Genomic DNA, 19,098 nt, shown 5'->3' with positions numbered 1-19,098 from the left:
GTGCGGTTCGCCTGCCCCGCTTATTCGAATGGCTGGATCTTCTTCGGGCCCATGGCCGTGGTCTGCGGATGGGTCACCGCCCTCGATCTCGTACACATCGTCAGGGGGGAGGGCGGCATGGGGCACGGCTGGTTCGCCCCCCTCGGCGTGGCGTGCACCCTGCTCACGGGCTACGCCACTTTCTCGGACGTCATCGAGCGGCGAGTGGGCGGCCCCACCCCCCGGCTGTACTGCTTCGAGCTCGGTGTCGTGGTGGCCACCCGAGGTGTCCTGCGGGCTTACCGCTGGACCGAGCTGACCATTTCCCACAAGGAGTGGGGGAACCAAAGCGGGGAGCACGCGCACTGGGGGACGAGGGTCACATGGAAGGCGCAGGACGGCAGCGTGGTCGTCGTGTTCCCCGGAGACGAGTCGGACCGCGGCGGCGGCTGGGAGATGGAAGTGCTTCACAAGGCGGCGATGCCCGGACCCGGGACCGCCGCGCCGGCCACGTCATCGACGCCACGCCCTCCACGAACGCCGCCCAGGCCTCCGTACCCAAAGCGAGCTTCGGGCCGTCAGGGTTCTCGGAATCGCGCACGGGGACGACGCCGGGGTGGGCGTCGGTGATTTCCAGGCAGTCACTACCGCCTTGGCTGTAGCTCGACTTGCGCCAGGTGGCCGTGCTCAGGTCGTAGTCAGGGGTGTTCCTCATGGATGTGATCCTGGGCCAACGCCTCCATAAGGGCCAGGGACTTCTCCCGCGAGAGCGCGCAGGCTGCGAGTAGGTCGAACCTGAACCTCAGTCGGGCAACCGCGGCCGGGTCGTCCTTCAGGCGTCCGGTGCCTGGCCCCTCGAAGTGGACCAGCGAAGGCGCGTCCGCGAACTGCATCAGCTTCAGGGCACCTTCCATGGCCGCGTGCGCCCCGGCGCCGTCGCTTCCGCCATCACCTTTCGGCCGCCGGTCTCCCGACCCACGTCCTCGTGGTCCCGCCAGCCCCGGTAGTCCGTTCCCGCCCGGCCGCCGCCGTCCGTGCCCGTCATCCCGTACCCCTCCAGCCCTTCGATCTCCGTGCCCACACCCTCGCAGGCGCCACTGACAACGGGCGGTACCCGTCTCGGTAACTCCTCTCGGTAACTCGACTTTGTCACTTGACTAAGACGATCGACAAACTCCATGATGGAGCCATCGCAAGGCGCTGGATCGAAGGCCGGGAACACTTTCGAGGCCGTCGGTCGGCGTCCCGTCGCACCAGGAGGAATTCCGATGACCGACATGATCGCCGTCGCGTACCCGAGTGAGACCGTCGCCGAGCAGGCGCTCACGGAACTGCGCGCCCTGCACACCGAACACACCGTGCATGTGGCTGACGCGGTACTGCTCATCCGTGACCACGACGGTGAGGTGAAGATCCCCGGCAAGCCCCACCCTGCCGCCTCCGGTGCCCTGGGCGGTGCGCTGTGGGGAGGTCTGATCGGGCTGCTGCTCCTTCAGCCGCTGCTCGGCGCCGCCATCGGCGCGGCCGCGGGCGGAGCGGTCGGCGCGACCGCCGAGGACGACGAACGGACCCAGTTCATCAAGAGCCTCGGCGAGCGCCTGGCACCCGGGCACGCCGCGGTGATCGCGGTGATCTACGACGCCACCGCGGACAAGGCGCTGCCGCGTATAGCCCGGTTCGGCGGCGAGGTCCTGCACACCTCACTCAGCCAGGCGGACGAGGAGGAGATCCGCTCCGCCCTGAACGCTCACCAGGCGGCAACGGTTGCTTAGTGGGCACGCACGTCCTCGACGAACGCGGTCCATGCCTCGGCCCGGAACACGAGCTTCGGGCCGAGGGGGTTCTTGGAGTCGCGGACGGGGACGACGCCGGGGTGGGCGTCGGTGATTTCCAGGCAGTCACTACCGCCTTGGCTGTAGCTCGACTTGTGCCAGCGGGCTACTTCCAGGCAGTCGTTGCCGCCGGCGCTGTAGCTGGACTTGATCCATACGGCCGTGCTCAGGTCGTAGTCAGGGGTGTTCCTCATGGGCGTAATCCTGCGCCAACGCCTCGATCAGGGCCAGGGACTTCTCCTGCGAAAGGGCGGAGGCTACGAGGAGATCGAAGGTGAACCTCAGTTGGGTGACGGTGGCCGGGTCGTCCTCCAACCGCCCGATGCGCACGCCCTCGAAGTAGACCAACGGAGGCGCATCCTCGAACTCCATCAGCTTCAGGGCACCCTGCACTGCCGCGTGGGCTCCCGCACTGAACGGCAGCACCTGCACGATGACCCGCCTCCGACGCGCCAGACCGGAAACGTGGCGTAGGGCCTCCGCCATCACTTCCCGTCCCCCCATCACTCGACGCAGCGCGGCCTCGTCAAGTACCACCCACAACACCGGCTTTGTTGGGTGGTCGAGCAGACAGGCCCGCTCCATCCGGCCTTCCGTCCACTCCTCGACGGTCTCCTCCGGTGTTGTCGGGTCGTACGCACGGTTTACGGCCCGTGCGTACTCGGGCGTCTGTAGCAAGCCGGGGATCAGTAGGGGCGCGTACTGCCGGATTGCAGTGGCCTGTGACTCCGCCTCTGCCGCCTCCGCGAAGTGCTCCTCATACTTCGATTTGGCCGCCGCCTTGCAATTCCGTGCGAAGAAGCCCCCCGTCCCCAGGACTTCGTCCAGCATCCGCGCATATTCCGGCTGCATCCGCCGAGTCCCCGCCTCCAACTGCCCGATGAACGACCCGCTCACGAACAGCCGTAGCCCGAGCTCCTCCTGACTCAGCCCGGCCTGCTCGCGCGCGTGCCGCAGCTCCGCGCCCAGCAGCGCCCGCGGTGATGACGACGGATCGAGGTCCTTCGGTCCCGGCATGTGCAACTCCCTGTCGGACGGAGGGGGTTGTTGGAACGTTTCGTATGGCCAGGTTAGAGGCGTTGCGGCCACGCTGTGTTGCGAACAGCAAACTCAGCGTGGAGGTAGGAGCGACGTGCGGTCGACCGAAGAAGTCGTCGAAAGCCTGCGGGAGGCCCTCACGGGCGTCGGGGTGGCCCTGCCGTCCCTCTGCGTCGATCCCGTGACCGCGGCGAGCGAGGAGCCGTTCGCGCTCGTCGACCTCGGCCGCTGCAATGTCCGTACCGCGGAGAAGCTGGCGTCCGTGCTGCGCGGGGAGCGGCCGGCGGTCGGTGCATACGCAACCGATGTGCGGGACGGGCGGGTCGGCGAGGTCATGGGGCATGTCGGCGGGCGGGTGCAGTTGCGTCCGGTCGGCGGCGGGCGGGAGTGGGAGTGCCCGCCGGAGGCGGTGGGGGTGGCGCCGCCGGAGGAGGTGTTGCGGGCTCGGGTGCGGAGCCGGAACAAGGAGGCGCGGCTCTCGTGAGGTGTCGTACGGACCTCTGTCGGCTCGGCTCCCGCTTCAAGCGGATTCATGCATTCTGTTCCTTGGGAATCGTATGCCTGGAGGTGGCGATGTCACGCACCATGATCGACCTGGATGATGCACTTCTCGCCGAAGCCGCCGAAATACTGGGCACGACGAGCAAGCGGGCCACAGTAAACGGTGCGCTAGCGGAGTTCGTGGCCGCGGCGAAGAGGAGGCAGTTCGTTGAACTGCTCGAAGAGGGTGCCCTTGACGACCTGGGCAATCCAGAGGTGATGGCGGGGACATGGCGGTAGCTGAGTACCTGGTCGACAAGAGCGCCTGGGCGCGCTTCAACCAGCCCTCCGTCAAAGCGCGGGTGTTGCCGCTGCTGGACCGAGGGTTGATTGCAACCTGTGACGTGATCGATCTTGAGATCCTTTTCAGTGCTCGCAGCGCGGATGACTACGCGCGGATTCGTTCGGCTCGCCGGGGGTTCGAATGGCTGCCGCTGACGGACGGCATCGGCTCTCGTGCAGTTGAGGTCCAGGCGCTGCTGGCCGGGAGAGGGCATCACCAGTGCGCCTCATTCGCCGACTTGTTGATCGCCGCCACCGCCGAGCGCCACAAGGTCACCGTTCTTCACTACGACGCCGACTTCGACACCATCGCCGCCGTGACCGGACAGCCCACACAGTGGGTCGTTCCGCGCGGTGAAGCCGACGGTGCGCCCTGACCCCATGAAGATCATGACGCCCCGCATACTCCAAGCCCTCGAACGCTTCAACGCCGCCCACCCCTGGGACCACAACGCCCACTACCACCCATGGCTGCTACGGCAGTTGCCCCGCCGCCTCGACCGCGCCCTCGACGTCGGCTGCGGGACCGGGGATCTGGTGCGGCTGCTCGCGGGGCGGGCGAAGGAGGTGTGCGGGGTCGACTCGGATGTCGAGATCGTGGACAGGGCGAGGGAGCTGAGCGGCGACCAGTACCCGCACGTCACCTACTCCGTCGCCGACGCGCCGGACGGGCTGCCTCCAGGGGCGTACGACGTCATCACCTGCGTGGCCGTGCTGCATCACCTGCCGCTCGCCCAGACGCTCACGCGCTTCCGGCAGCAACTCGCCCCCGGCGGCACGCTGGTGGTCGTCGGGCTGGCCCGGGACGAGACATTCGTCGATCAGCTGTTGGGCTACGCCTCGATTCCGCTCAACGCCGCCACCGGGTGGGTGAAGAACCACGGCCGTACGGCGCCCCGGCCCGCCTCCATGACCGCCGTGACGCGGCCCGCGGACGTCACGTACGCCGAGATCGTGCGGGAGGCGCGCCGCATCCTTCCCGGCGCCCGGCTCCGGCGGCGGCTGTTCTGGCGGTACACGCTCGTCTGGCGGGCATGAGAGCGCCAGTACTTCTTCAGTGGGCCGCAGCCGCCAGTGCACCCCGCAGATGCCCGTCCGAGTCATCCAGCAGACGTGCCGCCGTCGGGCCGTCCACGCCGGCCAGGATGGTGAGGATGGCGTTCTTCACCTCGCCGTCGGTGGCCGCGAGGGCGCTCTCGATCTCGTCGTCGGAGGCGCCCGTGGCGAGGGCGACGATCCGGCGCGAGCGGGCGCGCAGCTTCTCGTTCGAGGCGCGTACATCGACCATCAGGTTCCCGTAGGTCTTGCCGAGCCGGATCATCGTGATCGTCGAGAGCATGTTGAGGACGAGCTTCTGCGCCGTGCCCGCCTTGAGGCGGGTGGAGCCGGTGAGCAGCTCGGGTCCGACGACGATCTCGATGCCGTGCTCGGCGGCCGCCGCCAGCGCGCTGTCCGCGTTGCAGGCGAGGCCGATGGTCAACGCCCCCAGCCCGCGCGCGTGCCGCACGGCGGCGATCGCGTACGGGGTGCGGCCGGAGGCGGAGATGCCGACCACGGTGTCGGCGGCGAGGAGGCGCAGGGCGTCGAGGTCGCTGCGGGCGAGCTCCGCGGAGTCCTCGGCGCCCTCGACGGAGGTGACCATGGCGTCGGGCCCGCCCGCGATCAGGCCCACGACCTGCTCGGGGTCGGTGTTGAAGGTCGGCGGGCATTCGGAGGCGTCCAGCACGCCGAGCCGGCCGGCGGTGCCCGCACCGGCGTAGATGAGCCGCCCGCCCCGCGCCATGCGCTCCGCCACGGCGTCGATGGCGGTGGCGATGGACGGAAGCTGCCGGGCCACGGCCGTCGGGACGGTGGCGTCCTCGCCGTTCATGAGCCGGGCGATGTCGAGAGTGGGCAGCTGGTCGATGTCGGCGAGCTCGGGGCGGAAGGCCTCGGTGGTCAGCGATTCCAACTCGGCGCGGAGATCACGGGGGTTGGATGTCGATGTCATGGGGCGCGGCTCTTTCAGATGTGCGGTCCGGTCTCTTGTCTGCGGCTGCTTGCGGCTACCTGCGTCTACCTGTGACTACCTGCGGTGCCGGTGTGCCAGTGCCTCGTAGGAGGCGGCCAGAGCAGGCGCCGCCGTCTCGTAGGTCTTCTGCGCGACCCCCACGAACAGGCAGTCCACCACGAGGAGTTGGCTGGTCCGGGACGACATGGCCGCCGGACGCAACTCGCTCTCCCGTGCGGTGGACGTCGTCAGCACATGGTCGGCGTACTGGGCGACCGCCCCGTCCGACCGCCCCGTGATCGCCACCGTCGTGGCCCCATGCTCGAAGGCGACCCGCAACGGTTCGATGACGTCCCCGGTGGACCCGGAGTGGGTGATCGCGATGGCGACGTCCCCCGACCGCAACTGCACCGCGTTCGTCACGGCGAGGTGGGGGTCGCTGTGCGCCTGGGCTATCAGCCCTATCCGCAGCAGCTTCTGGGTGAGGTCCTGGGCGACGAGGCCGGACGCCCCGACCCCGTACACATCGATGCGGCGCGCGGCCGCCGCCGCGGCGACCGCCGCCCCCAGCTGGACCGTGTCCAGCCCCGCCGCCGTGTCGGCAAGCGTCTGCTGCTCGTCGTAGGCGAGTTTCGCGACGACATCGGCGATCGGATCGTCGACCGCGATGTCGGTGGTGATGGCGGGCGCCCGCCCGGACTGCTGCTGCGCCGCCAGCCCGGCGAGGGCGAGCCGCAGATCCCGGTATCCCGGATATCCGAGCAGCCGTGCCGTCCGTACGACCGTCGCCTCGCTGGTACCGGTGAGCTCGGCGAGACCGGTGACCGTGAGGGCCGCGCAGCCTGCCGGGTCGCCCGCGACGGCCTCGGCGACGCGCTGCATGGAGCGGGTCATGGAGGGTGCGAGCGTGCGCACCTTCGCTGCGAGGGCGGCGGGAGCGGGAGGCGCACTCGCCCGGCCCGCCGAACCGGCGAAAATTTCCTTCACGTCCTGGGTCACCCATGAAAGATATTTTCGGCTCGGCGTCCCGGTCAAGAGTGCGCACAATGGGGGCATGCACCCCATCAGCCCCCTGGAGCAGGCGCTGCACGCTGCACGCGCCCTCGTACTCGCCGATCTGGCCGCGGGCGAGGTCGCCGCTGCGGACGTGGTGTCCATGGTCGAGGAGTCCGTCGTCCAGCGACGATGGTGGGTGGAGCAGTGGCCGGAGGGCGTCGAGTACGTCGCCGGGCTGGTCGCGCAGGACGTCCAGGACGCCCTGCTGGAGGCATACGGCCGCTGGCCCCTGTGCCCGGTCTGCGGCGGCGGCGACCCGCACGCCCTCGACGTCGAGCCGGAGCTCGGCCCCGACCCGCACTGGGTCTGCCACAAGGCGGGGGTGAAGGTCGCCGCGGTCGGCACGCTGGCCTCGGCCGCAGGCGGGTCGTCCTCCTCGTGACCGTGTACATCGACCCACCCACCTGGCCCGGCCACGGGCGGATGTGGTCACACCTCATCAGCGATGTCTCGTACGACGAACTCCACGCGTTCGCCGAGCAGCTGGGCGCACCGCCGCGCGCTTTCGAGCGGGACCACTACGACATTCCGTCGCATCGGTACGCGGATGCGGTGGCGGCGGGGGCCGTGGAGGTCAGCAGCCGGGAAGTGGTGCAGCTGCTGACCCGGGCGGGGTTGCGGCGGCCGAAGGGGCGGCCTCAGCGCCCCAGTTCGTAGGCGAGTCCCTCCTCGTCCTCGCTCGCCTTCCTGAAGCCGGCGCGGGTGACCACCGACTGGGACGGGGTGTTGTCCCGTTCGATCGTGGCGAAGAGGGTGCGGACGTCGTCCCTTGCCAGGGCCCAGTCCGACAGTGCGCGCAGGGCCTCGGTCGCGTAGCCGTTGCCGCGGGCCGGTTCGGTGAGGTCGTAGCCGATCTCCGTGCGGCCCTCCTCGTCGGGGACGCCGTGGAAGCCGATGCCGCCGACCGCGCGGCCGTCCTCGCGGCGTACGAGGGCGAAGACCCCGAACTCCGGGCGGTGCACGCCCTCTTCGTACGCCTTCAGCATGAAGCCCGAGGCCTCCCGGGTGCCCTCGAAGGGGCCGCCGTCGAGCCAGTGGAAGCCGCCGTCGCCGCCCGCCACCAGGTCGCGTGCGGCCGCGGGGGTGATGCCCTGCAGGGTGAGGCGGTCGGCGGGGATGACCAGGTTGTTGTTCCAGCGCCACTCGGTGAGGCGGGCGCGGCCGGGGAGTTCACCGCGGCCGGTGGCCCAGAGGAAGGTGCGCCAGTGGTCGGGGCTCGGCTGGACGTGAGGGAAGATGCGGGTGAGGACGGACTCGGCCAGTGCGGCCGGGGGTTCGTACTCCAGGCCGAGGCCGCCCGCGATGTCGTACGTGTGGCCCAGCACCTCGGTGATGCCCATCGCGGCGGAGCCCTCGCGGTTCGCGCTGCCGAACGGGTACGGGTGGAAGCCGCGGGCCTCGCGCGGTGCGGTGCGGACGGCAGCGGCGAGCAGGGCGCCGGTCGTCTCGATCACATGCAGCAGGCCCGAGTTGTCGGTGCCCTCGTCGAGGGTGAGCTCGAAGGGGACGTAGGCGTCCTTCGCGCGTCCGGCCAGGTTGGCGGCGTACGCGATGAGGGCCTCCGCCATGTGGATCGCCGTCACGTGGCAGTTCCACTCCAGCCCGGCCGCCGGCACCTCCGTCCAGTCCCGGTCCACCGCCGGCCGCAGCGCTGCCACGCAGCCCGCCACGGCCTCTTCCACCTGGTCCCCGCCCCATGCCTGCATGGGGCGCAGACTATGCGGCCGGTCCCGTCGGAAGCGACAGCATTTCCAGCTCGGAGGTGAGGTTGTACCGGGCCGTGGCCTCCCACTCCGTCTGGCCGTACGGCGTCCTGAACAGCCTTGGCAGGTCGAGGAGTTGGCGCAGGATCGCGGCGCGGCCCGTGCGGAACGCGTCGCTCGGGACGAAGTGGTACTCCTCGCGTACGGCGGCCGTGTAGGCGGCGTACGCGGACGGGGGCGAGGCCAGGATCGCGAGGTCCGCGTCGCACAGGACCTGGCCGTCGCGGTCGTCGTCGGCCGGGTCGTGGCTGACGGTGAGGCGGACCAGGCGGGCCACCTCGGCGGTCTTCGCGTCCGGGACGCCTGCCTCCGGGAGCGCGCGTTCGGCGAGGCGGGCCGAGCGCTCCTCGTTCTCCGAGCGGTCGGGGAAGTAGACCGCGTCGTGGAACCAGGCGGCGAGACGCACGACGTCCGGGTCGGCCGCGTACTTCTCCAGTACGTCGACGTGGTCGAGGACCGCCGTGAGGTGCGCAAGCGTGTGGTAGCGGCGCTGCGGTTCCTGCCAGCGCGCGAGGAGGTTGTCCGCGTACGGGGCCGGGTCGGGGCCGGCGGCGGGGGACCGGGCTCCTTCCAGGGCGCGGGTCCAGCGGGTGCGCAGGGCATCGACATCGGGGCGGGCGTGATCGGCCATGCGCTCATTGTCCCGCCTCTCCGGCGCGTCCGGCCTCTCCCGTCGATCACTCGGCGCCCCTAGCGTGACCCCCATGACGACAACTGACGACGTACGCGACCCCGAACTGCCCGGACGCCTCCTGACCGTCGAGCGCGACGCCCTCATCCCGATCCTCCGCGCCCGCCCGGACGCGGACTTCGCGCTGCCGACCACCGCGTGTCCGGGGTGGACGGTGCGGGACGTTCTCGCGCACTGTTCCTCCGCGCTGCTGCGGGTGGTGGAGAGCCGTTTCGAGGAGGGCGTCTTCTCGCCCGCCTCCAACGACCGGGACATCGCCGAGCGCACCGACTGGACGAACCAGCAGGTCGTGGACGAGCTGGAGCGTGTGATGACCGAGGCGGGACCGGTGATCGCCAAGGCGGGCGGGGTGCTGGACAGGGTCGCGCTGGGGGAGTGGGTGCACGCGGGCGACGTACGCGACGTCTGGGGTGAGCCGGGTGCGTACGCGGACGCCGGCCTCCCGGACGCCCTCGCCCTCCTCGCCCGGATCACCCGTGAGAGGGGCCGTCTGCCGCTGCACGCGGACCTCGACGATGTGGATGAGCCGCTGCTGCTGGGGGAGGTGAGCGGGGAGCGGAACCCGGCGCGCTTCATCGGCGACGCCGCAACCCTCGTACGGCTCTACGCGGGCCGTGCGGTGCCCAAGGGCACGTCGTACGAGCTGGTGGGAGCGGAGGCGGCGGAGCTGAACATGTTCGGTTGACGGACCGCGGGTCCCTTCCGGGCACCGAAGGCGGTCGCGTCGGCGTACGTCTCGCCCAGCGGCACCGGCGCGCGCGTACCCACGGCCCACCGCGGCGCAGGGCCCAGGGGGCGATCTCGCGGTCGTCCACCCCGCCGTCGTACCCTGAGATTGGACTAGACCTGTAGCCGCTCCACGGGAACACCGACGGAAGGGGTCCTATGAGCATGCGTGCAGTCCTGGAGGTGATCGCCCTCGGTGTCGAGGACGCGGTCGCCGCCCAGGCCGGAGGCGCGGACCGGCTGGAGCTGGTCACCGACATGGCGGCCGACGGGCTGACCCCGTCGGTCGAGACCTTCGCCGGGATCCGGGCCGCCGTCGACATCGACCTGCGCGTGATGCTGCGGCTGGCGGACGGGTTCGCCGCGGGGGACGTGGAGACGCTGGTCCGCGTCGCCCGGGAGATGCGGGCCGCCGGGGCCGAGGAGTTCGTGCTCGGGTTCCTCGACGCCGACGGACAGGTCGACCTGGATGCCGTGGAGCGGCTCGTGGCGGAACTGGACGGCTGCCGCTGGACCTTCCACCGCGCGATCGACCGGGCCGCGGACCGGGACGCACTGCGCAAGCAGCTGGACGGCCTGCCGGGACACGACACCTACCTCACGGCGGGTTCGGCGGCCGGGGTGGACGACGGCCTCCCCACACTGCTCGCCGAGGCGGCGCGGTGCGGGGAGCCCGGGTACGAGCCGCGGATCATGGTCGGCGGGGGGCTACGGCTGGAGCATGTGCCACAGCTGAGGGCTGCGGGGATCGACGCCTTTCACATCGGTGGGGCCGCCCGGCCGGGGGGCTGGGACGGGCCCGTGTCGGCGGCCGCGGTCGCCGAGTGGCGGGCGGTACTGGACGGGGTCTAGCGCTTCAGGGGGTGCAGGCACAGAGACGTATCGCCGTCCTTGCTGTACTCCAGGTAGGCCAGGTAGTCCCCGGCCGCACACTCGTCGTTCGTCGGGGCGAGGACACGAAGCTCCGCGCTCGGGGAGTCACAGGGCTCGGGCCTGAGGTCCTGTGCGGGCCAGTCCGTGGCGTTGCGGGCGCACGAGCCGACCGTCAGGGTCGGGTGGTCGGCGTTGCTGTTGCTGTTGTCGCTGCCGTGACTGGGCCCGACCACCAGGCCGATGATCAGAAGCACCGGAATCGCGGCCACCACGAGGCCGACCAGGCTCAGCGGGATCAGGGCGAGGATGCCCGCCGGCCGCCGGAACACCGGCTTGCCCGGATCCAGCGGCGGCCGGAAGCCCGCCGTGGCCGGCTCCGGGATGCGCCGGATGCCGGACAGGGCGCTGAGGTTGGCAAGCAGCGTGAGGGGCGTGATGAATACGGACAGCGGTCCCCACCAGCCCATCACCATGGTGTCGGCCTGCATGTCCCGGAAGCTCGCCAGCGCGCAGGTACGGCAGAACATCCCCTCGCGCCGCAGGAACCGCATCATCACCACCATGCCCTGGTGACCGCGGACGGTCACCGGCGCGGCGGGCATCGCCCCGCACACCCTGCAGGCCGCCCCCGGCCCGCCCACCGGTCCCCAGGCTCCGCCGCCGTGCTGCTGCGGCCAGGAGGGAGCGGGCGGGTACGCCCCCGAGGGCTGCGCGTACGGACCTGGGCCCGGCGCCTGCTGGTACGGCCCGGAAGGGTGCTGGTACGGCCCGGAAGGGTGCTGGTACGGCCCGGAAGGGTGCTGGTACGGCCCGGAAGGGTGCTGGTACGGCCCCGGAATCGGCTGGTGGGCAGGGTGCGAGGGCGGCGGCGTGCTCAACGGGGGCCTTTCCGGGGGGACATGACACAGCGGGCAGCACCCTACCCGGCAAGCTGCGGCGGCAACGGCGCCGCATGCGTCACGATCAGCCCCGACACCGCGCGGGTCAGCGCCACGTACAGGCGGCGCAGGCCGGTCCGTTCGTCGGGCTCGCCGTCGACCACCGCCTGCGGTTCGTCCAGGACCACGTAGTCGTACTCCAGGCCCTTCGCGAGGGATGCCGGGACCAGGGTGAGGCGGGTCTCGGCGGTGGTCTCCTCGCCGGGGGCGAGGTACGGGATCCCGGCCGCCGCCAGCCACTGGGTCAGCTCCGGGATGCGGGCGTCCGCCGCGATCAGACCGGTCGAGCCCTCGTTCCGGAGCAACTCCTCACAGGCGTCGACCACTTGGGTGGTGTCGGTGATCTCGCGCAGGGCGAAGAAGCCCGGGTTCTCGCGGACCGAGGCGACAGGCGTGAGGCCGGGGGCGATGTGCGGCAGCAGGCGGGAGGCGTAGGTGATGACGTCCGTCGGGACGCGGAAACCGGCCGTCAGTTCCTCGATCACGCCGTCCGTCTTGCCGAGATGGGCGAGCGCCTCGTCCCAACTCCGCGTCGCCCAGGGTGTGGTGCCCTGCGCCAGGTCGCCGAGGACGGTCGCGCTGCCGGTGGTGCAGCGGCGGCCGACCGCGCGGTACTGCATGGGGGAGAGGTCCTGCGCCTCGTCCAGGACGACGTGCCCGAGGGAGTGCGTGCGCTGCACGAGGTCCATGGTCTCGTCGATCAGCACCGCGTCCGCGGGCGACCACTTGGCGGACTTCACGCTCCGGGCCGGCTTCGCCCAGAGGATCGTCTTCTGCTCGTCCTCGGTGAGGATTCCGGCCGCGTGCTCGGCGAGGAAGTCCGCGTCCGCGAGCAGACGCAGGACCAGCTTCGCCGGGTCGACCGGCGGCCACATGTGCTTGACGGCCGCCTTCACCGCCGCGTTGCGGGCCACCGCGTCCTGCACCCGGTCGTCCGGAGCCTCGCCCGACCGCTCCATCTGCACCAGTACGGCGTGCGCGATGCGCTGCGGGAGGGCCTCGCGGGCGGCGCCGTAGCGGATGCCGCGGTCGAGCAACTCCCGGACGATGTCCTCCAGTTCGTACGCCGGTACCCGCCAGCGGCGGGAGCCGCGCACGACGACCAGCGGCTCGGTCGGCATGGTGACGTGGGACTGGACGGCCCGGCGCAGCACCTCCGCCATCCTCGCGTCGCCCTTGATGATCGCGGCCGCCGCGTCGTCGGTGCCCCTGACCTCGATGCCGCCCGCCACGAGGTCGTCCACGGTGGCCTGCTGGACCGTCAACTCGCCGAGGGCGGGGAGCACTTGCTCGATGTAGTGGAGGAAGGAGCGGTTCGGGCCGATGACGAGCGTGCCGGTGCGGGCGAGCCGCTCGCGGTGGGCGTAGAGGAGATAGGCGACGCGGTGCAGGCCGACGGCGGTCTTTCCGGTCCCGGGCCCTCCCTGCACGCACACCGTCCCGCCCAGCCCACTCCGTACGATCTCGTCCTGCTCGGGCTGGATCGTCGCCACGATGTCCCGCATCGGGCCCACGCGCGGGCGCTCGATCTCCTGCTGGAGCAGCTTGCTGGTGCGGGCGGCCTCGGCCGGGTCGGAGAGGTGCTCGTCCTCGTACGCGGTGATGTCGCCGCGGGTGTACCCGAAGCGGCGGCGCAGCGCGATGTCCATGGGGTCCTTCTTCGACGCCCGGTAGAACGGCTGCGAGACCGGCGCCCGCCAGTCGATGACCATGGGGTCGCCGTCGTGGTCGTGCACGTGCCGGCGCCCGATGTAGAAGCGCTCGCCTTCCGCGCCCTCGGCCTGGTCGGCGCCCGGGGAGTGCAGGTAGTCGAGGCGGCCGAAGAACAGCGGGGTGTCGCTGAGGTCGGCCAGCGCCTTGATGCGCTCGTCGATCTGGCGGGCCAGGACCTCGGCGTTGACCCAGTTCGCGGTGACGTCGCGGATGTCGAGCGACTCGACGTCCTCGCGCATGGCGCGCAGGGCGGCACGGGATTCGGCGAGGTGGGCGCGCTCGCGGGAGAGGGGGTCGTCGAGAGGGGCGGGGTCGTCGACGGGCGTGGACAAGGCGGTGCCTCCGAAGGTGCTGCGGGCTGGGGCTGCGAGTGCCGACCGGTTTCCGTCCGGGCGGCGGCTCTCCGTGGAGGGAGGCGGGCAAGAGCGGAGATTCTAGGTGAACGGGGGAGGCAGGGGCCAACGGTTTTTCCCTCTCCCGGGTCCCTTAGGGGATTTCCCCGTAGTACCAGGGAGGGAGGGCCGCGACCGGAGTCGTACATGGCGACGAAGGAGGTTCGGCCCGCAGGCCGATGCCCTCTTTATGCCTGCCGATCCACCATGGATACATGAGCGCAGCAACCATCACCCCAGGCCCCGGCAGGCCGGGTCCGCCCGGCGCCACCCCCGTCCTCGGCAGCCACCGCCACCGCCTCGGCGACGCCCTGCGCGCCGTGAAGGTGTTCGTGGGCGCCGCCTTCGACGTGGTCATCCTCGGCGAGTACGGCGAGGAAGCGGGCGTACGCCGTAAGTGACGGCCCGCCCCACTGACCCGACCATGCGGGGGACTTGCCGTGCTCAGCCCTCTTCAGGCAGCAGGATGTCGGCGTCGTCGAAGATCCGCAGCATGATCAGAAGCAGCCGGCCGCGGGACACCATGTACTCCGCCACGATCTGCGAGGTGAGGCGGATCTCGCGGTCCTGGTCACCGACGCCGACCGGCCGGGACACCTCGGTGTACGGATCGCGAGCCAGTATCTCGACGGCCTTGTCGAACGCCGCTCTGCGCGCAGGGTCCAAACTGTCGCGTTCGCGGGCGGCCGGCTCGGTGTACAGCACCTCGTGGACGTCTTCGTGAGGCATGAAGCCGCTCAGCCCTCCGCCAGCATCTCGTCCGCGTCCACGATCCGGTACGCGTAGCCCTGTTCCGCCAGGAACCGCTGGCGATGCGCGGCGAAGTCCTGGTCGATGGTGTCGCGGGCGACGACCGAGTAGAAGTGCGCCTGGTGGCCGTCGGCCTTGGGACGCAGCACCCGCCCCAGCCGCTGGGCCTCCTCCTGGCGTGAGCCGAAGGTGCCCGACACCTGGATGGCGACCGTCGCCTCCGGCAGGTCGATGGAGAAGTTCGCGACCTTGGAGACGACGAGGACGCTGATCTCGCCCTCGCGGAAGGCGTCGAAGAGCTTCTCGCGCTGGGCGTTGGAGGTCTCGCCCTTGATGACGGGCGCGTTCAAGTGCTCGCCCAGCTCGTCGAGTTGGTCGATGTACTGCCCGATGACGAGGATCTGCTGGCCCGCGAAACGGCGCACGATCGCCTCGGTGACCTTCCGCTTCGTCTCCGTCGTCGCGCAGTAGCGGTACTTCTCCTCCTGCTCGGCGGTGGCGTAGGCGAGCCGCTCGGAGTCGGTGAGGTTGACCCGGACCTCCACGCAGTCGGCGGGCGCGATGTAGCCCTGCGCCTCGATCTCCTTCCACGGGGCGTCGAACCGCTTGGGGCCGATGAGTGAGAAGACGTCGGACTCGCGTCCGTCCTCCCGCACCAGGGTCGCGGTCAGACCCAGTCGCCGCCGCGCCTGCAGATCCGCCGTGAACTTGAAGACCGGCGCGGGCAGCAGATGCACCTCGTCGTAGACGATCAGCCCCCAGTCGCGGGAGTCGAAGAGTTCGAGGTGCGGGTAGATGCCCTTCCGCCTGGTGGTCAGCACCTGGTACGTGGCGATGGTGACCGGCCGGATCTCCTTGCGCGTACCGCTGTACTCACCGATCTCGTCCTCGGTGAGACTCGTGCGCTTCACCAGCTCGTGCTTCCACTGCCGCGCCGAGACGGTGTTGGTGACGAGGATCAGGGTCGTCGACTTCGCCTGCGCCATGGACCCGGCGCCGACCAGCGTCTTCCCGGCCCCGCACGGCAGCACGACGACGCCGCTCCCGCCGTGCCAGAAGTTCTCCACGGCCTGCTTCTGGTAGGGCCGCAGGGCCCACCCGTCCTCGTTCAGCTCGATCGGATGCGCCTCGCCGTCCACGTATCCCGCGAGGTCCTCGGCGGGCCAGCCCAGCTTCAGCAGCGTCTGCTTGATCTGCCCGCGCTCGGACGGGTGCACGGCGACGGTGTCCGGGTCGATCCGCGCCCCGACCAGCGGCGCGATCCGCTTCGAGCGCAGGATCTCCTCCAGCACCGGCCGGTCGGTGGTGGTGAGGACCAGGCCGTGCGCGGGGTGCTTGCTGAGGGTCAGCCGCCCGTACCGGTCCATGGTGTCGGCGACGTCGACGAGCAGCGCATGCGGCACGGGGTACCGGCTGTACTGCACGAGCGCGTCCACGACCTGCTCGGCGTCGTGCCCGGCCGCCCGCGCGTTCCACAGCCCCAGCGGCGTCATCCGGTACGTGTGGATGTGCTCGGGTGCCCGCTCCAGCTCCGCGAACACGGCGATGGCCCGACGGCACTCGTCGGCCTGCTCGTGGTCGACCTCCAGGAGCAGGGTCTTGTCGGACTGGACGATGAGTGGACCATTCACGCGGGGCACCCTTTCCGTGGGCCGGACGTCTTGGCCAAACGTCTCGGCCAAACGTCCAGTGTGCCGCATGCCGGTCGGGTTCGGTCGTGGTCAGTCCTCCGCGAGCTCGGCGACCCCCGTGACCCGGTGCAGCGGATACGTCCGTACCTCGTCCGCCGTGTGGTCGTACGCCGTCACGAAGCCGCCCTCGACGCGGATCGGGGCGATGACGCGCTGGCTGGCGGCGCCCTCGGCGTTGACATAGCCGATCCACACGGCCTCGCCGGTGAGGACGGCGGCCTGCATGGTGGCGAGGGTCTCGGCGGCGGTGGTGCGGGGGAGATCGCCGCTCGGTGTGGCCGACGGAGTCTGCTTGCGCGGGGTCGTGGAGGCCAGGTCGCCGGCCCGGATCGCGCGGATCGCCGCTGCCAGAAGGGTGGCGTCGGGGGTCGGGGGGCCGTCCGGGACCGGCTCGGGGGCGGTGCGGGGCGGGGTGCGGTGGGCGTCGGCGCGAGTGATCAGGACGTCGCCCTCCGCCGACTCGGCGGCCGGTGCGAAGCCCATCGCGCGCAGACCGTCGAGGAGGGTCGCCGGGTCGGCCTGGGTGGCGAGGACGGTGGGGGCCAGGCGGCGCAGCCGCAGAGCCGCGGCGCGCTTGTCGGCCATGATCTCGTTGAGCATCGTGTCGTCGTCGCAGCGGACGTACGCCGACGCCGCGCCCACCCGCAGATGCCCGTGTTTGCGGGCCACGTCGTCGATCAGATACGTCAGCGGCTGCGGTACGGGGGTGCGGGAGTGGGCGGTCAGGAAGGCGTGCAGGTCGGTGGCCGTGCGGCCCGCGTCCAGGGCGCGCCGTACCGAACCCGGTGTGAAGCGGTAGACCGTGGCCCCGCCCTTCGACTCCACGTCCGCCAGCACGTCCAGCATGTCGGCCAGCGGGCGCTTCAACGGGCCGGGGGCCACGGCGGTGAGGTCTGCCTGGAGCAGCACGTGGTCCAGGGGCTCGGGGAGGAGCGGGGCGAGGAGACGGGCGGCCGCGGCGGAGGCGGCGGCTTGTTCGGTGGCGGAGAGGGGCTCCAGGGCGACCGGCATGTGGTGGACGGGGAGCTTGTCGCCGGGGCCCTCCTGCGCGGGCTCGGCGGCCTTCGGAGCGGGTGAAGGCGCGGGCGCCCCGAGGAGCGCCCTGCCGTGCGTCGACAGCGCGCCCCGGCCCGTCACGCCCAGCATCTCCGCCTCCGACAACGCCCAGGTGGCGAGCCGTCCGCGCAGGTCCTCGCTCTGCTGGGGGCCGCGCAGGGGCCGTTCCCAGCGCAGCCGGGCGAGGACGGACTCGGCGGACGGGGAGGCACCCTCCGGCAGCCCGGCCAGCAGGCTCAGCACCCGGTGCCGTACCTCCGGGGCCGCGGAGCGGTCGAGGCCCGGACCCAGCGCCGACAACGTGCGTTCCTTGGCGTCCCGGCCACCGACGACCCCCGCCGTCCGCGTCGCGGTCAGCCACGCCTGCGCCAGCTGCGCCCAGCGCTCGGCGGCCGGCAGCTCCAGCCACTCGTCGTAGGCCGGGGTCGCCGCATACCGCTCGTCGGCCTCGCCGTCGGACGCCAGCAGTCCGGCCGCATACGCGAGCTCGACCCAGAAGGCGGCGACGGGCTCGGACACGTCGAGCGCGACGGCGGTGCGCTTGAGGTCGCGCACGCTCAGACCGCCCGCCCGCAGCACCGTGGGCCCGCCCTCGTCCCAGTCCTTCAGCAGCTCCTCCACGGTCGCCAGTGCCGTGTACGCCTGCCCGGCCGCCGTCGCGTCCACAACCTGTGGACGGTGTGTGGCCGTCACCTCCGGGGCGGGCGGCAGCGGCTCGGCGGCGCGATGCGCCCGGCCGCCGCGCAGATGGAGGGCCACTTCACGGGGGAGTACGACCGTCCCGGGCGCCGTCGGCAGCAGCAGCCCGCGGTCCAGGAGCCAGCGCAGCCGGGGCGCCGGATCGGCCGTGACCTGCCCGTACGGCGGCCCCCACACCAGGCGGTCCAGCACCTCCCGCGACTCCGGGGGCGCCTCGGCCAGCAGCGCGGTCATCCGTGCCCGGTCGCCGTACAGGGCGGTCAGCGAGGCCACGGCGGAGACGGAGTCGTGCGTCGAGGGCAGCCCGACCGCGGTGACGATCTCCTGGATCCGGCCCGGCGACATGCCCGCCGTCGCCTCCTGCACCGTGGGCCCGAGGCCGGTCGGCGACGGGTGCTGCGACGACGGCGCGAGCAGCTCGCGGGCCGTCCGCACCAGCCGCAGCCGGTCGTCGCCGCCCCACACCAGGGCCTGCTCACGCAGGGTGCCCAGGGCACGGGGGAGCGCCAGGGCGACCGCCGGATCACCCTCGTCACCGCTCATCAGCCCGAGCAGTTCGTCGTAGCCGGCCGGATCCGGGGCCACCGCCAGCGCCTCGGCCGTCTGCAGCGCGAAACGGTCCAGCCGCTCCAGCGCCCGCACCACCGACGCGCGCGTGCCGGCGCGGGTCGCCAGCTGGGTGAGGTCGGTGGGGACGGGCGTGATGAGGTCGGGGCGGGCGCGCAGCAGTGCCGCCAGGGAGGCGTCGTCCCTGTTGCGCAGTGCCTCTGCGAGTGAACGCGGAGCGGCCGGGGTGCTCATCCGACCCACGGTAGCGGGTTGCCTCCGGCGGTTGGGCGGAGCGGGTGCGGGGGAGTGGGGTCCGCGTCCCTGGGGGCTCCGCCCCCAGACCCCCGTCGGCCTGAACGGCCTCGTCCTCAAACGCCGGACGGGCTGGATGTGGCTGAATTGGTCTCGTCCCTGCACGCCGGACGGGCTGGATGTGGCTGAACTGGTCTCGTCCCTGCACGCCGGACGGGCTGGATGTGGCTGAACTGGTCTCGTCCCTGCACGCCGGACGGGCTGGATGTGGCTGAACTGGTCTCGTCC

The 19,098-nt window shown here is 71.4% G+C and carries 24 protein-coding genes; 10 read left to right on the top strand and 14 right to left on the bottom strand.

Annotation, left to right across the window (positions count from 1 at the left end):
* Window positions 1-358: 358 nt before the first annotated feature.
* Genes ACWDAG_RS18285 through ACWDAG_RS18275 form a run of 3 tightly spaced genes read right to left on the bottom strand, consistent with a single transcriptional unit; the run spans window position 359 to window position 1,024 of the window.
* A complete protein-coding gene (locus ACWDAG_RS18285) occupies window positions 359-694 on the bottom strand; it encodes a DUF397 domain-containing protein (protein ID WP_450696602.1) in 336 nt (111 codons plus the stop codon).
* Window positions 678-893, bottom strand: coding sequence for a Scr1 family TA system antitoxin-like transcriptional regulator (locus ACWDAG_RS18280; RefSeq protein ID WP_450696601.1), 216 nt, complete (start codon window positions 891-893; stop codon window positions 678-680). The genes ACWDAG_RS18285 and ACWDAG_RS18280 overlap by 17 nt, the downstream gene beginning before the upstream one ends.
* Window positions 878-1,024: a hypothetical protein gene (locus ACWDAG_RS18275; protein ID WP_450696600.1), complete on the bottom strand. Its 147-nt coding sequence runs from the start codon at window positions 1,022-1,024 to the stop codon at window positions 878-880. Before ACWDAG_RS18275 ends, ACWDAG_RS18280 begins: the two co-directional genes overlap by 16 nt.
* Before the next feature lie 223 nt (window positions 1,025-1,247).
* On the opposite strand from ACWDAG_RS18275, the gene ACWDAG_RS18270 reads away from it, so the two are divergent.
* Window positions 1,248-1,751 carry a DUF1269 domain-containing protein gene (locus ACWDAG_RS18270; protein ID WP_450696599.1) on the top strand — a complete coding sequence of 168 codons (504 nt, stop codon included), beginning with the start codon at window positions 1,248-1,250 and terminating at the stop codon, window positions 1,749-1,751.
* Here the strand turns inward: ACWDAG_RS18270 and ACWDAG_RS18265 are convergent.
* Together ACWDAG_RS18265 and ACWDAG_RS18260 are read right to left on the bottom strand one after the other, a co-directional pair.
* Window positions 1,748-2,005: a DUF397 domain-containing protein gene (locus ACWDAG_RS18265; RefSeq protein WP_450696598.1), complete on the bottom strand. Its 258-nt coding sequence runs from the start codon at window positions 2,003-2,005 to the stop codon at window positions 1,748-1,750. The two genes, ACWDAG_RS18270 and ACWDAG_RS18265, sit on opposite strands and share 4 nt — an antisense overlap.
* Window positions 1,989-2,828: a helix-turn-helix domain-containing protein gene (locus tag ACWDAG_RS18260; protein WP_450696597.1), complete on the bottom strand. Its 840-nt coding sequence runs from the start codon at window positions 2,826-2,828 to the stop codon at window positions 1,989-1,991. The genes ACWDAG_RS18265 and ACWDAG_RS18260 overlap by 17 nt, the downstream gene beginning before the upstream one ends.
* 115 nt (window positions 2,829-2,943) lie before the next feature.
* On the opposite strand from ACWDAG_RS18260, the gene ACWDAG_RS18255 reads away from it, so the two are divergent.
* The 4 genes from ACWDAG_RS18255 (at window position 2,944) to ACWDAG_RS18240 (ending at window position 4,709) form a co-directional block, all read left to right on the top strand.
* Window positions 2,944-3,333, top strand: coding sequence for a hypothetical protein (locus ACWDAG_RS18255; protein ID WP_450696596.1), 390 nt, complete (start codon window positions 2,944-2,946; stop codon window positions 3,331-3,333).
* A gap of 89 nt (window positions 3,334-3,422) precedes the next feature.
* A complete protein-coding gene (locus ACWDAG_RS18250; RefSeq protein ID WP_450696595.1) occupies window positions 3,423-3,629 on the top strand; it encodes a type II toxin-antitoxin system VapB family antitoxin in 207 nt (68 codons plus the stop codon).
* A complete protein-coding gene (locus tag ACWDAG_RS18245; protein ID WP_450696594.1) occupies window positions 3,620-4,048 on the top strand; it encodes a PIN domain-containing protein in 429 nt (142 codons plus the stop codon). The genes ACWDAG_RS18250 and ACWDAG_RS18245 overlap by 10 nt, the downstream gene beginning before the upstream one ends.
* Before the next feature lie 13 nt (window positions 4,049-4,061).
* Window positions 4,062-4,709 carry a class I SAM-dependent methyltransferase gene (locus ACWDAG_RS18240; protein WP_450696593.1) on the top strand — a complete coding sequence of 216 codons (648 nt, stop codon included), beginning with the start codon at window positions 4,062-4,064 and terminating at the stop codon, window positions 4,707-4,709.
* A gap of 16 nt (window positions 4,710-4,725) precedes the next feature.
* Here the strand turns inward: ACWDAG_RS18240 and murQ are convergent, their stop codons facing one another.
* Both murQ and ACWDAG_RS18230 read right to left on the bottom strand, forming a co-directional pair.
* Window positions 4,726-5,661 carry an N-acetylmuramic acid 6-phosphate etherase gene (gene murQ, locus ACWDAG_RS18235; protein ID WP_450696592.1) on the bottom strand — a complete coding sequence of 312 codons (936 nt, stop codon included), beginning with the start codon at window positions 5,659-5,661 and terminating at the stop codon, window positions 4,726-4,728.
* 75 nt (window positions 5,662-5,736) lie between these two features.
* Window positions 5,737-6,660, bottom strand: a complete 924-nt coding sequence (locus ACWDAG_RS18230; RefSeq protein ID WP_450696591.1) for a MurR/RpiR family transcriptional regulator — start codon at window positions 6,658-6,660, stop codon at window positions 5,737-5,739.
* Between the two features lie 55 nt (window positions 6,661-6,715).
* Between ACWDAG_RS18230 and ACWDAG_RS18225 the strand changes: the two genes are divergently transcribed.
* Together ACWDAG_RS18225 and ACWDAG_RS18220 are read left to right on the top strand one after the other, a co-directional pair.
* Complete coding sequence (locus ACWDAG_RS18225; protein ID WP_450696590.1) at window positions 6,716-7,099, top strand: hypothetical protein; 384 nt, start codon at window positions 6,716-6,718, stop codon at window positions 7,097-7,099.
* Window positions 7,096-7,374, top strand: a complete 279-nt coding sequence (locus tag ACWDAG_RS18220) for a DUF4031 domain-containing protein (protein ID WP_450696589.1) — start codon at window positions 7,096-7,098, stop codon at window positions 7,372-7,374. Before ACWDAG_RS18225 ends, ACWDAG_RS18220 begins: the two co-directional genes overlap by 4 nt.
* On the opposite strand, the gene ACWDAG_RS18215 is transcribed toward ACWDAG_RS18220, so the two are convergent.
* Complete coding sequence (locus ACWDAG_RS18215; RefSeq protein ID WP_450696588.1) at window positions 7,356-8,423, bottom strand: GNAT family N-acetyltransferase; 1,068 nt, start codon at window positions 8,421-8,423, stop codon at window positions 7,356-7,358. The two genes, ACWDAG_RS18220 and ACWDAG_RS18215, sit on opposite strands and share 19 nt — an antisense overlap.
* Window positions 8,424-8,433: 10 nt before the next feature.
* Window positions 8,434-9,111: an HD domain-containing protein gene (locus ACWDAG_RS18210; RefSeq protein ID WP_450696587.1), complete on the bottom strand. Its 678-nt coding sequence runs from the start codon at window positions 9,109-9,111 to the stop codon at window positions 8,434-8,436.
* Between the two features lie 73 nt (window positions 9,112-9,184).
* Here ACWDAG_RS18210 and ACWDAG_RS18205 point away from each other — a divergent pair, with 73 nt between their 5' ends.
* Together ACWDAG_RS18205 and ACWDAG_RS18200 are read left to right on the top strand one after the other, a co-directional pair.
* Window positions 9,185-9,856, top strand: a complete 672-nt coding sequence (locus tag ACWDAG_RS18205) for a maleylpyruvate isomerase family mycothiol-dependent enzyme (protein WP_450696586.1) — start codon at window positions 9,185-9,187, stop codon at window positions 9,854-9,856.
* 200 nt (window positions 9,857-10,056) lie between these two features.
* A complete protein-coding gene (locus tag ACWDAG_RS18200) occupies window positions 10,057-10,749 on the top strand; it encodes a copper homeostasis protein CutC (protein ID WP_450696585.1) in 693 nt (230 codons plus the stop codon).
* On the opposite strand, the gene ACWDAG_RS18195 is transcribed toward ACWDAG_RS18200, so the two are convergent.
* Together ACWDAG_RS18195 and ACWDAG_RS18190 are read right to left on the bottom strand one after the other, a co-directional pair.
* On the bottom strand, window positions 10,746-11,372 hold the full coding sequence (locus ACWDAG_RS18195) for an LppU/SCO3897 family protein (protein WP_450696584.1): 627 nt from the start codon (window positions 11,370-11,372) through the stop codon (window positions 10,746-10,748). The genes ACWDAG_RS18200 and ACWDAG_RS18195 overlap by 4 nt on opposite strands.
* 317 nt (window positions 11,373-11,689) lie before the next feature.
* Entirely contained in the window at window positions 11,690-13,753 is a 2,064-nt protein-coding gene (locus tag ACWDAG_RS18190; protein ID WP_450696583.1) for a HelD family protein, read from the bottom strand.
* 275 nt (window positions 13,754-14,028) lie between these two features.
* Here ACWDAG_RS18190 and ACWDAG_RS18185 point away from each other — a divergent pair, with 275 nt between their 5' ends.
* Window positions 14,029-14,214, top strand: coding sequence for a hypothetical protein (locus tag ACWDAG_RS18185; RefSeq protein WP_390666640.1), 186 nt, complete (start codon window positions 14,029-14,031; stop codon window positions 14,212-14,214).
* A 43-nt stretch (window positions 14,215-14,257) separates the two neighbouring features.
* On the opposite strand, the gene ACWDAG_RS18180 is transcribed toward ACWDAG_RS18185, so the two are convergent.
* From ACWDAG_RS18180 to ACWDAG_RS18170, 3 genes are all read right to left on the bottom strand, one after another.
* Window positions 14,258-14,542 (bottom strand): hypothetical protein, encoded by a 285-nt coding sequence (locus ACWDAG_RS18180; RefSeq protein WP_450696582.1) that lies wholly within the window; start codon window positions 14,540-14,542, stop codon window positions 14,258-14,260.
* An 8-nt stretch (window positions 14,543-14,550) separates the two neighbouring features.
* Window positions 14,551-16,194: a DNA repair helicase XPB gene (locus tag ACWDAG_RS18175; RefSeq protein WP_450696581.1), complete on the bottom strand. Its 1,644-nt coding sequence runs from the start codon at window positions 16,192-16,194 to the stop codon at window positions 14,551-14,553.
* 90 nt (window positions 16,195-16,284) lie between these two features.
* Window positions 16,285-18,810, bottom strand: a complete 2,526-nt coding sequence (locus ACWDAG_RS18170; protein ID WP_450696580.1) for a helicase-associated domain-containing protein — start codon at window positions 18,808-18,810, stop codon at window positions 16,285-16,287.
* Window positions 18,811-19,098 lie beyond the last annotated feature (288 nt).

The sequence above is a fragment of the Streptomyces sp. NPDC001157 genome (genome assembly GCF_053598255.1).
This window is presented reverse-complemented; position numbering and strand designations above follow the sequence as displayed.

Coding starts and splice junctions, on each gene's coding strand:
- ACWDAG_RS18270 (WP_450696599.1), top strand. CDS start 1,248: ATGACCGACATGATCGCCGTCGCGTACCCGAGTGAGACCGTCGCCGAG.
- ACWDAG_RS18265 (WP_450696598.1), bottom strand. CDS start 2,005: ATGAGGAACACCCCTGACTACGACCTGAGCACGGCCGTATGGATCAAG.
- ACWDAG_RS18275 (WP_450696600.1), bottom strand. CDS start 1,024: ATGACGGGCACGGACGGCGGCGGCCGGGCGGGAACGGACTACCGGGGC.
- ACWDAG_RS18200 (WP_450696585.1), top strand. CDS start 10,057: ATGAGCATGCGTGCAGTCCTGGAGGTGATCGCCCTCGGTGTCGAGGAC.
- ACWDAG_RS18185 (WP_390666640.1), top strand. CDS start 14,029: ATGAGCGCAGCAACCATCACCCCAGGCCCCGGCAGGCCGGGTCCGCCC.
- ACWDAG_RS18250 (WP_450696595.1), top strand. CDS start 3,423: ATGTCACGCACCATGATCGACCTGGATGATGCACTTCTCGCCGAAGCC.
- ACWDAG_RS18205 (WP_450696586.1), top strand. CDS start 9,185: ATGACGACAACTGACGACGTACGCGACCCCGAACTGCCCGGACGCCTC.
- ACWDAG_RS18280 (WP_450696601.1), bottom strand. CDS start 893: ATGGAAGGTGCCCTGAAGCTGATGCAGTTCGCGGACGCGCCTTCGCTG.
- murQ (WP_450696592.1), bottom strand. CDS start 5,661: ATGACATCGACATCCAACCCCCGTGATCTCCGCGCCGAGTTGGAATCG.
- ACWDAG_RS18245 (WP_450696594.1), top strand. CDS start 3,620: ATGGCGGTAGCTGAGTACCTGGTCGACAAGAGCGCCTGGGCGCGCTTC.
- ACWDAG_RS18285 (WP_450696602.1), bottom strand. CDS start 694: ATGAGGAACACCCCTGACTACGACCTGAGCACGGCCACCTGGCGCAAG.
- ACWDAG_RS18170 (WP_450696580.1), bottom strand. CDS start 18,810: ATGAGCACCCCGGCCGCTCCGCGTTCACTCGCAGAGGCACTGCGCAAC.
- ACWDAG_RS18210 (WP_450696587.1), bottom strand. CDS start 9,111: ATGGCCGATCACGCCCGCCCCGATGTCGATGCCCTGCGCACCCGCTGG.
- ACWDAG_RS18215 (WP_450696588.1), bottom strand. CDS start 8,423: ATGCAGGCATGGGGCGGGGACCAGGTGGAAGAGGCCGTGGCGGGCTGC.
- ACWDAG_RS18195 (WP_450696584.1), bottom strand. CDS start 11,372: ATGCCCGCCGCGCCGGTGACCGTCCGCGGTCACCAGGGCATGGTGGTG.
- ACWDAG_RS18260 (WP_450696597.1), bottom strand. CDS start 2,828: ATGCCGGGACCGAAGGACCTCGATCCGTCGTCATCACCGCGGGCGCTG.
- ACWDAG_RS18240 (WP_450696593.1), top strand. CDS start 4,062: ATGACGCCCCGCATACTCCAAGCCCTCGAACGCTTCAACGCCGCCCAC.
- ACWDAG_RS18225 (WP_450696590.1), top strand. CDS start 6,716: ATGCACCCCATCAGCCCCCTGGAGCAGGCGCTGCACGCTGCACGCGCC.
- ACWDAG_RS18180 (WP_450696582.1), bottom strand. CDS start 14,542: ATGCCTCACGAAGACGTCCACGAGGTGCTGTACACCGAGCCGGCCGCC.